The organism is Mycobacterium hubeiense, assembly GCF_002838065.1.
GTDB classification, from domain to species: Bacteria; Actinomycetota; Actinomycetes; order Mycobacteriales; family Mycobacteriaceae; genus Mycobacterium; species Mycobacterium hubeiense.
This window is the reverse complement of sequence record NZ_PIZU01000050.1, coordinates 23,424-29,667: the sequence shown is the minus strand read 5'-3', so window position 1 is coordinate 29,667 and position 6,244 is coordinate 23,424. Positions and strand designations below refer to the sequence as shown.

7 protein-coding genes are annotated in these 6,244 nt (G+C 62.7%); 1 reads left to right on the top strand and 6 read right to left on the bottom strand.

Features of this window, described 5'->3' with window-relative positions; all coding sequences use genetic code 11:
• Together CWS39_RS29820 and CWS39_RS25020 are read right to left on the bottom strand one after the other, a co-directional pair.
• The coding region (locus tag CWS39_RS29820; protein WP_233213680.1) for a hypothetical protein at positions 1-241 on the bottom strand (241 nt) is incomplete at its 3' end.
• A gap of 699 nt (positions 242-940) precedes the next feature.
• The gene (locus CWS39_RS25020) at positions 941-1,492 is read right to left on the bottom strand and encodes a helix-turn-helix transcriptional regulator (protein ID WP_102145588.1); all 552 of its coding nucleotides are present in this window, start codon (positions 1,490-1,492) and stop codon (positions 941-943) included.
• A 52-nt stretch (positions 1,493-1,544) separates the two neighbouring features.
• Between CWS39_RS25020 and CWS39_RS25015 the strand changes: the two genes are divergently transcribed.
• Positions 1,545-2,018: a helix-turn-helix transcriptional regulator gene (locus CWS39_RS25015; RefSeq protein WP_102145587.1), complete on the top strand. Its 474-nt coding sequence runs from the start codon at positions 1,545-1,547 to the stop codon at positions 2,016-2,018.
• Here the strand turns inward: CWS39_RS25015 and CWS39_RS28700 are convergent.
• The 4 genes from CWS39_RS28700 to CWS39_RS25000 form a co-directional block, all read right to left on the bottom strand.
• Positions 2,001-2,216 (bottom strand): hypothetical protein, encoded by a 216-nt coding sequence (locus CWS39_RS28700; protein ID WP_142386921.1) that lies wholly within the window; start codon positions 2,214-2,216, stop codon positions 2,001-2,003. The two genes, CWS39_RS25015 and CWS39_RS28700, sit on opposite strands and share 18 nt — an antisense overlap.
• A gap of 265 nt (positions 2,217-2,481) precedes the next feature.
• On the bottom strand, positions 2,482-3,276 hold the full coding sequence (locus CWS39_RS25010; RefSeq protein WP_102145586.1) for a ParA family protein: 795 nt from the start codon (positions 3,274-3,276) through the stop codon (positions 2,482-2,484).
• Positions 3,277-4,872: 1,596 nt separating this feature from the next.
• Complete coding sequence (locus tag CWS39_RS25005; protein ID WP_102145585.1) at positions 4,873-5,577, bottom strand: hypothetical protein; 705 nt, start codon at positions 5,575-5,577, stop codon at positions 4,873-4,875.
• Positions 5,578-5,866: 289 nt separating this feature from the next.
• On the bottom strand, positions 5,867-6,211 hold the full coding sequence (locus tag CWS39_RS25000) for a hypothetical protein (protein ID WP_102145584.1): 345 nt from the start codon (positions 6,209-6,211) through the stop codon (positions 5,867-5,869).
• Between the last annotated feature and the right edge of the window lie 33 nt (positions 6,212-6,244).

Genomic DNA, 6,244 nt, shown 5'->3' with positions numbered 1-6,244 from the left:
CCCAACGCGCGGTAGCCGGATTCCATCGCCGCAATCGCGGGCCGCCGTTGCCCGAGTAGACCACCTGGCCCAGGCGGTCCCCGGTTGACGACAGATAGGTGTAGGTCTTGGAGGTCGCATCGGCGATTGTCGGTGCTGCTGGAGATGCGTTGTCGGCCAACGGTTGTGGTGCCGAATCGACTGCGAGATCGGCGGAAGTGAGGCCGAGTGCGGCGAGGATGTCTGACTGCGGGCAGCCCACTGCACAGTGCACATCTACAACGCCTGAACCGGTGTTGTAGCAAACGCTCAGGGTGGGGACGTCATCGCCATGAACAGGGCACGGAAACATGGTTCGAGCGCCCGCTGGGCGGCCCGAACCGACGCCAGCAGTGATAGCGGCAAGCACCCGCGTCACGCTTGACGGGTCATCAGGGTAGCCGTTACCCTGAGACGCAGTTTCCAACGACGTCCCTTTCTGGGATACCGGAAGCCGAAGCGCCTACTTCGCCTTCCACTTCTTCGCAGTCGCCTCCTTCGCCTAAAGGAGGTCGATTGCTGTCCTCAGGTGGTTTTCACCCGCTGGGCGGTGTCCCGGTCCCCCTTCCACGTCGTTGCCGTTTCGTTTCTTACCCGTTGCACTTCCGAGGCAGTGCATCATGCAGTCACTCAAGTAGCAATCTAACACGCCGCAGTGCTCAGGATAAGACTATTCGTCTACGATAGGGAACATCACGGACCCGCGGCAAGGAACTCGCTCCCCACGGCCGCGCGACCAGCAACGATTGGCTGAAATCCGCCAAAGAAAACCCGATCACCGTCACGAATCCAGGTATATGCCCGGCGTGTCGCGAACCCGGTCGCAGAGAGCAAAAAAACTCAACCCACCACATTCCGGCTGTTCACCGAAGAATTTTTGGCAGGTTGAGCGTCGAACAGTGAAGGTGGCTGGCGCAGCCTGTTAGGCCGACGCGGCGGCCGGCTGCTGCGCCTCCAACTCAACGAGACGCTGACGAAGCCAACGACGCGCACCGCGGCGGTATGCGTCATGGAGCTCGGCGACATCGACATCGAGCGCGGCGGCCAAGGTGGTCGCACGCTTGTCGTCCATATCGATCAGACCCTGCTCCAGCTTGGCCACCGCTTTGAACGGAATGCCAAGGTGGCGAGCCAACGACCGCTGGCTGAAGCCGGCGAGACTGCGAAGGTCGGCCAGCGTCATGTCCTCGGCCGGCGTGTCAACAAATTCGGTGGTCGAAACGCCCATCGCATCGGCAACCCGGCGCAACAACTCAGGCGTCGGACTGGCCTGACCACTCTCCCACCGAGACAACACCGAAGCGGCGATGTCAGCACGTACGCCCAGCTCAGCGATCGAAAGGTTCTCAGCTTGGCGCCGGCGCGAAAGAGCGCTGCGATTGAAGCCCCGAACTGGCGGCTGCAGCATCACCCACACCTCCTTCGCATCGAACCACGACAAAGCCCTGACCTGATGATACGCGAGACCCTGCATCCAGCGGGATAACTTGCTGTCCTCACCGAGGGGGTGTCACGATCAATACCAAATGAACGCTTCCCAACGCTCCGCCCAACGGCTCGAAAAGCCCCTAGCGAATAGTGTTTTGCGCGGATTTGACCGCCAGGAATTTGCGCGCGCTCGGAAAATGGCGAATCTAACTGTGCAAGAACTGGGCAAGCAATCCGGTGTCGATCGCGCCGCGATTCATCGCTGGGAAAGCGGGGAATGTCTACCACTGGTCGACTCCCTGAGCTTGGCCGCAGCAGCGCTCGGGGCCACCGTAGACCGATTTCTGACCGTGCCCGAGGCCGAAAGAACCCTCGCTGATCTGCGAATAGTGGCCGGACTGACGCAAGCCAAGCTCGCCGAGCGAACCGGCATCTCGCGCCGCGTACTCGGCAACTTCGAACGCGGCCGCGGACACCTCGACAACGCGCGCGCCGCCGCCCTGGCCGATGCGTTGAAGGTGTCCGAAACCGCGATCTTTGAGGCCCATTCGCGATCAAATACCCTCAAGTAAAGCCGCACGCAAAGTTTCGGCTGGATAACGCTCCATATATTCCACCAGCGCCGACTCAACAATGTCAGATTGAGTGACACCAGTTTTAGCCAAAGCGTGCTGATATTCCTCCAATTGAGCTTTAACTGACGGCCTGACCCGCGGGCCGATCTGAACCCGCTGCAGCGGCACCCGCGACGGCGTCAAGCTGGTGGGCACCGCGGGCCGACGCCCTCTCCCCCGACCTGTACCGCCAGGCACCGGCTGTGGGGCCTCCGCAGCAGCAGCAACCGGAGTCTCCTCAGGACCCGAGTCGACCGGTTCATAGGATTCGTCGGGCAGCTCGGCACCAGCCGAAGGCGCAGTCGGCACTGCACGAGGCGGCGGCGTGGGCAGTACGTCATCGGGACCGATACGGCCGGCCGCCTCGCGCGCTTCCTCACGGGTACGCGTGCTGACAGCGCCCAACCCGGCCCTTCTGCTACTAGACATGGACGGGCATCCTCTCGTTGAGCTCTTTCGCGATGCGCCGGTAGTCCTTGGCCGCCTCTGTTTCAGGCGCATAGAGCACCAGCGGAACCCGCGCATGCTTGGCTTCCTTAACGCGCACGGTCTTCGATACCTCGCCGAGGTATTCCGACGTCCACTCGGATTTCAGACTCGAACGAACGTCCTTGGCGACCAACGTTCCGCCTTCGTAGATCGTTGCGATGACGAAGTCGATACTGACGCGGGAGTTGAGGCCTTCTTGGGTTTCGCGTACCGAGCGCTGCAGCTCCAAGAGGGCATCGATCTCGTCGGTGCCGGGAAGAACCGTGGCCAACACCGAATCGGCGGCCGCCAACGCGGCAACCGTAAGTTCCCCCAAGTTGGGCGGGCAATCCATCACCACGACATCCACATCGAGCTCTAGCACCTGGCGCGAGAACCGCGCATAGCCACTTGGTCCAAGTCCGTACCGTTCGAGACGACGCATCGCGCGGTGCGCGGCACCGACGAGGACGCCGTACTTGCTCTTGACCAGAGCGTCGGCAAGCGGCACACGGTCCTCTTCGACGTCAATGAGAACCTCAAACATTGAGACGTCATCGGGGCCCATGTCGACGCCGAGACCCTTCGTCGAGTTGGCCTGGGGATCCAGATCCAGCAACGCCACCCGGAGGCCGAGCTCCGCGAGGGAAACCGCCACGTTAATGGCCGTTGTGGTCTTGCCAACCCCACCCTTTTGCATCGCGACAGCAAGCACTCGGGGACGCTTCGTTGTTGGGTTAGCAAGCATACCCGTGATGGTACGTGCTATCACACACGCTGTCTATCTAATTGGCTAAACGACACGCCAGTTCAACACTATTTGTGCGCACCCATGAGTGAGACCGTGCACACAAGCCCATGCGCACAGTTGCACTCACTCGCGTGTTTGCGAGTGTACGGACTCATTCGTGCACACACCTGACCACACACCTAACCACATGGCTCTTCACAAGTGGGTTCGTGTATGAGTGCGTCTTCGAAACCGCATACATGTTTGTGGACATGCCCACTAGACGAACGGTGTGCGCACGAACGCACAAATGAGTGACCACAGTAGTTACGAAGATGGTTCATAAGTGTGGTGACCAGACTGTTATAGAGGGAGTTAGTGAGGTCGCTACTAAGACTGTTAACAAGTGTGGTCCTACGTTAGCTCCGCTGGTAGCAGCAACGGTGAACTCATGTGCGCACAGAACCAACCACACACGAGACAGCACTACCAACCACAAAAGTGTTAACACCAACGCTAACCGGAACGGCGCTCGGATTCGCTGCGCCCGGGGCCCAGACGCCACGTCGGAGTGGCATCCCGGCCCGAGCGGCCGGACGCCAAGGTCGGACTCGACCCTCAGAAAAATTTGGCCCGAACACCGATCGGGCCCGCCGGCCCAGATTTTCGGATCCCGTGCGCCAGGGTGGGCCACGCTGGCGGGCGGCATGGCGCACGCCAGCCTTCACGCCGCAGCGGCCGGGTTGATCAGCCGCGCTGGCGACTCTGACCATTCGCCGCCCAGAGCTGCAGTGGCGTACGCGGTGGCGCCCGCACCACCGACAAGACCCGACAACTTCGCTGCCGGCTGAGACATGGCGACCAAAGGAGACGCGGGTGGCGCACGCACCGGCAGCGGCCTCGCGACACCGGACCGTCGGCCCATCCGGTCGCGGGGGACATGAACGGGCCTGTACGCCGCGGAACGCCCGGTACGCCAGAGTTGGCGTGGCTGGTCATGCACCGAGGTATATGCCGGACGCCAGCCTGTTCCGGTCAACGCCAAGCACCACGCCCTGGCGGGCCGACGATTCAACGTGGTGCACCGGTAGCGCCGGCCGGCACGCCAGGCCGTCGACGCCGTCGTGTTCGGAGGTCGAGCCTCGAGTTCCCCTGTACCAAGCTCGGCGGGCTGCGCGCCAACACCTGGAGACGGGCTGCGTGCGGCGCGCAGTCAAGCGAGGGGAGGCCAGCCAGGTGAGCCGGGGTCGTCGCCGCCGCGCGAGGCGCGGGCCTCAGAGGCATGCATCCGCACCGCCCGCCGGCACGATGTCCGCCACAAGGCGACCCACTCATCCTTCTTGCTGGCGTCCCAATAGCTCAGCGTGGTGCGCCGCATCCGCCAGACGGGCGGCACGGCTGGGTACTTGACTCACCGCTGGCGTCCTGCCCGTCTCTCGTTGCGCTCAGTGCACCACAACGGTTTGACACCTATCCGGCCTGGTGTCGCGATGGCCGGCCCTTTCGCCCGGGCCGCGCACGGGTAGGCTCATCCGCTTCGCGCTGCCCTCAATGCAGAAGTACCCACCGGCCGTGGTGTCTCCGTCGCGCCCGGGCGAAGTTGCGGTTAGGAGCTCACCCTACGGGCGACGGGATTAGGTCGGTGACGTCGGTGATCTGAACCTGCTGCGCGATTTCCGCGCCGCACGGGCGCAACGTCATCGCGCGGGGTGCGGTTGCGGTTGGATCTGGTGCGCCGGAAAGCCGAAATCCCCCATGCGTGCTGAGGAGCCGTTGCGCTGCGCGGGTTTCCTGGTCGTGCAGCGCGATGATGATGTGCACGCCGTTCGACGGGCCGTCCGCGATGAGTTGTTGAAGTGCAGTCAGTAGTCGATCTGCGTCTCCGTCGGTGCCGAAGGCGTCGTCGCCGAGTCCCCAGTCACCGAGGTCGTCGATCAGGATCGCTCGGTGGTGCAGAACATCTGATGTCGTGTGCTCGTGGTGGATGGCGGTGAGTCGCTGAATTACCTCGTCGGTGAAGGCCCCGGTGGAGATCGTAGACACGTCCGGGCCCCAGAGGGTCTGGGCGTACGCGCCGTACATGCCGTCGATTCTGGGATTGCGTGACAGGAAGCCGAGCCCGCCGCTGGGGCTGATGACGAGCAGCTGGAGCTCGTCGAAGCTGTATCGGTTAGCCAGGTCGGTGGCGAACGCCAGTAGCGCGCAAGTCTTTCCGGTGGCGCCGGTGATGATTCCGTGCGGCGGAACGATTGCGGCGCCGACAGGGATTCCGGGGCCTGTGTGCACAGGGACGAGCAGGTGTGGGCTCTGAGTGTTCATGGTTCAGTCTTCCGGGTTCGGTCGATCATGTTGGCTCGACGATAGCTTCGGCAGACGGTGAAGGGTCTGCGCGCGAGGTGGGCAGCGTCATGCCGGTTCGCGGTGTTCTCAACACTCCGCACGTCCTGGCGGGTTGTTCGCTCATCCGCTGTGCTGGTAGGTGGGTCGGTTCGTTCGACCGTGCCGACGACGCGTGATCTAAGTGTGATGTCCCGCTACGTTGGTTACACGGGTTTCCTGAAGCAGAGTGGACTTGAGAAATCCGTCGCTTCCGCAAGTGCGTGGATGCTCAGCCGCGGACTCCATCTGAGTGTTGGTCGATCGACGACAGAATCGCCTCGTTTAGACCGTCGTCGACCCAACCTCCTTCGGCCCGCTCCTTGTTTTCATCCGCAAGCAAGTCCAGCACAAGGGCCGTCAAACCGTCGCGATCGCCATGGCATACCAGCTGGTTAATCAGGGCAGACAGAACCCTGTAAGCGGCGTCCGTCTTATGCAGCTCACCGACGACGTCACGATGGCTCCGGCACCATTCAGCGAGCGAGTCGTCCAGCCCCCTGTAGATCAGCACCGACGCCGAGTGGTGGGGGCTCACCATCGGGTCCCGATATGGCTCCACAACTTCATCCTCCACCTTCAGTACGACATCGGCGTGCTTGAACCCTCT